We start from the raw sequence: 3,206 nt of genomic DNA on the forward strand, positions 1-3,206 counted from the left end.
TTGGAATGTCTTCTCTGGTTTCTTAACTTCTGGAAGTGTTACTGCTCCAGGTTGTTCTACTTTAACTTCTTGTGATTGTTCGACCTTTACTGGTGTTGCTAAAACTGGTTGTGCTAATAATAAACTTGCTAAGGCTAATGTTAAAACTTGGTTGAATTTTTTCACGATATATCTCTCCTTTTTAGTTTATAGACTACATTACATTATACATTAATTCATTTTATTTTCACCTAATTTTATATACTATTTATAAATTTATTACTTTACTCACTCATCACTGTACAAAAAAGTGTGTAGAATCCTTATATTTTCTGCAATGAAGATAGCATTCAATATAGGTGAATTCATACTCTTAATCCCTTCAATGAACTTCACATATCTACTGTAAAACAGATCGTCCCCACTATTTATTTCAATCTCCTCTTGCGTATTCAAATATGCTCTTCATTTTATACACTCTTTATGTACACAAAAAGCAGGTGCTCACGCTCCTGCTTTTTGCATGTTTTGAAATTAGTCTGCTATGTGTCCCATATCTACACCAGCTACTGACTCATGATAGCCTAAAATAGTTGTAGGGTCTACAATATTATCATTGTGTTTAACTTGTAAATACACATTGCTACCAAGGTCTGCAAATGGACCTGTAGGCGTACCCGCTGTACCAATGACTTGCATAGCGTCTACAGTTTGACCTAACAAGTCTTTGTCAGCTCTCCCGCCCTGAATACCAAGTTCACTTGTGTATCCATTGCCATGATCAATAACAATAACCTGTCCTACATTTCCAACAAGCTTCATGCTATCAAGTGTTGTAGCATCTTCAGTAATATCTACAATCACACCTTTAGCTGGTGCTTTGATAGCAGCACCTTCTTGAGCACCAATACAAACACCATAAGTACGCATGGTTTGCTCTAAAGCTGTGCTATACCAATGTTGTGTACTATCATCTCTAAAAGGTACGATTACATTTCCTTCTACAGGCCATAACATCGTATCCCCTTCAGCAAAGAAAGGTGCTTCATTTGCATCTGCAGTTGTAGTGCTAAAAGTTTCAACAGCCAATTCATCTTCTACATTTTTGTCTGTAGGTTGAACGGATGGAGTCTCTTCTACTACATCTGTAGCTTCTTGTTCTATATTTCCCGGTACAACATTGTCTGTAGTAGCATCCTGCACATCTGCTACTTCACCTTCTGGCACGATGTCTACATCGCCCATTTCGCTGTCTGTCATATCAAGTGCATCATCTGCCACGTCTCCAATATAAGCACCATTTTCACTCGCTACTGGTTCTGCATTATTAGAAAGCACAACAGCCGCTGCGATAGCACTTACACTCACAAGTCCTACTGCTAAATAAAAACCATATTTTCTTGTAAAGTTCTTAAGTTTATTCATCCTTTACACCTCCGACGTCTTAATTGTCGCCAGAGTAAAAGGGTTTTATTCACATACACTTATAAATTTTTAATTATTAGTTTTAATCTCTATGCCGGTGTAGTAGTAACTCAAAATTTCCTTATAAGTTGCCCCTTCCAGTGCCATGGCACTGGCTCCATTCTGACTTAGTCCTATACCGTGTCCAATCCCTTTCACATCAAATGTAATACCATTTGTGCTTTGGGTCACTGTAAAGCATGCTGAAGGTAGTCCTAGTATTTTTCTTAATGTTTCTCCATCTATAAGTAAATTTCCTATTTGAAGGCTCTCTATGTACCCAGCTTGGTCCTTTGCCACAATCTGAATTTGTTGTGTAAGTGCCTCTGCCTGAATAGACAGGTGTGAATAGGCATCTTGCAGCTTCTGTACAAACTCCGTTTGAGTAAAACCAAAGCTCTCTCTCACTGTATCTGCTTTACTTTCTACAGGCTGTAAATATGAAATGTCTTGCTTGTATAAACTGACTGCGGCTCTTGTCATTCCTGCACTTTCTTTATGATAAATCGGTTCAATAAGTTCATTGTTGGCATACATTACTTCATTAGCTGTATCTGCTACAACCTTTTTAAGCTTTGTATAGTATGCTGTATAGTCTTTGCCCCATTTGTCTTGCATCTCTTCTTTGCTCATAATAGCAAGACTCCCTTGACTTACTATGCCTAACTGTCTTCTTAACTTATAAGTTCTAAGTATCACCGCATAGGCTTTCAATACTTCTTCAGACTCCGTTGGAGAAGCCATCTTAGCAATAGCTCCTATTAACTCGTCTTCCTGTCTTTTAGCTTCTGCTTCTTTGCTCTCATCCTTATCTCCAATTCCTCTTACACTTTGGAGCAACTCTCCACTATAATGTCCTCCTGTATAAACAACCAAAGTTGGAATACCTATTAATATGCCTAGTAACACTAGGCACCAGATACCAATTTGTTTCATCGCTTGTCCCCTTTCATCTGTATCTTAAAGCCTGTAATACATTATATGAAAAGGAGACAAGTTTATGCCTTTCTTAAAAGAGTATTTCAAGGCTAACAATACAAGCTGTACAAATCATAAGGGTCACTAGTATAATAATAATATTTTTCTTGTCACACATAAAAAAGTCTCCTCCTCTTTTTTACTAAGAGTATAGAGCCTTTTTCTAGACTTTATTCAACTTAAGGTAGAAGTTTTAATCTCTCCTATCACCTTCTGAGCATCTACAATTTCTAGTGTCCATTCCCCTTTGTTTTATCGACATTTCTCTTGCTCTTGCCTAGATCCTAATGATATTATATAATGCAAACTATAAACTTATATATTGGAGGGCTCAAAAAATGGCTCATAATAAAATGATTTGTCACTGTAAACAAGTAGACTATATCGCAATTCGTCAAGCAATGTGTAAGGGTGCACGTACAGTTGCTGAAATTCAAGAAATGACAGGTGCTGGCACAGCTTGTGGCGGTTGTATCCCTGCTATCGAAGAAATCTTAGCTTCCGTTTGTGGCTGTAAAAATGTTTCTTTAGAAACAGTTGTACAAGCTGTTAAAGACGGCGCTGACACAGTAGAAAAAGTGGCTGAAATTACACATGCAGGTTCTGCTTGTGGTCGTTGTCAAAAACTTGTAGCAAACATTATCGAACTCGGTAGATAATAACAAAGGTCTAGAAAGGTGCGCATCAAGTCGCTCTTTTTCTAGACCTTTTCTTTTATATGCTCAAACCCCTGTAGATTTAAAAATTTTTTATACTTTATATCATCTTATTTTAAAATTATTTTA

At 37.1% G+C, this 3,206-nt stretch carries 3 protein-coding genes; 1 reads left to right on the top strand and 2 read right to left on the bottom strand.

Going from position 1 to position 3,206, the window contains the following annotated elements:
* Window positions 1-513 precede the first annotated feature (513 nt).
* Window positions 514-1,404: a peptidoglycan DD-metalloendopeptidase family protein gene (locus tag RRY75_RS00630; RefSeq protein ID WP_332715358.1), complete on the bottom strand. Its 891-nt coding sequence runs from the start codon at window positions 1,402-1,404 to the stop codon at window positions 514-516.
* A 69-nt stretch (window positions 1,405-1,473) separates the two neighbouring features.
* The gene (locus RRY75_RS00635) at window positions 1,474-2,379 is read right to left on the bottom strand and encodes a SpoIID/LytB domain-containing protein (RefSeq protein ID WP_332492485.1); all 906 of its coding nucleotides are present in this window, start codon (window positions 2,377-2,379) and stop codon (window positions 1,474-1,476) included.
* A 380-nt stretch (window positions 2,380-2,759) separates the two neighbouring features.
* Here RRY75_RS00635 and RRY75_RS00640 point away from each other — a divergent pair, with 380 nt between their 5' ends.
* On the top strand, window positions 2,760-3,080 hold the full coding sequence (locus RRY75_RS00640; protein WP_332492483.1) for a (2Fe-2S)-binding protein: 321 nt from the start codon (window positions 2,760-2,762) through the stop codon (window positions 3,078-3,080).
* The last annotated feature ends 126 nt before the right edge of the window (window positions 3,081-3,206 follow it).

Origin of the sequence: Niameybacter sp., assembly GCF_036655075.1 — a bacterium.
Lineage (GTDB): Bacteria > Bacillota > Clostridia > Lachnospirales > Cellulosilyticaceae > Holtiella.

Excerpts from the sequence above, each read along its gene's own strand:
- RRY75_RS00630 (WP_332715358.1), bottom strand. The coding sequence starts at position 1,404 with ATGAATAAACTTAAGAACTTTACAAGAAAATATGGTTTTTATTTAGCA.
- RRY75_RS00635 (WP_332492485.1), bottom strand. The coding sequence starts at position 2,379 with ATGAAACAAATTGGTATCTGGTGCCTAGTGTTACTAGGCATATTAATA.
- RRY75_RS00640 (WP_332492483.1), top strand. The coding sequence starts at position 2,760 with ATGGCTCATAATAAAATGATTTGTCACTGTAAACAAGTAGACTATATC.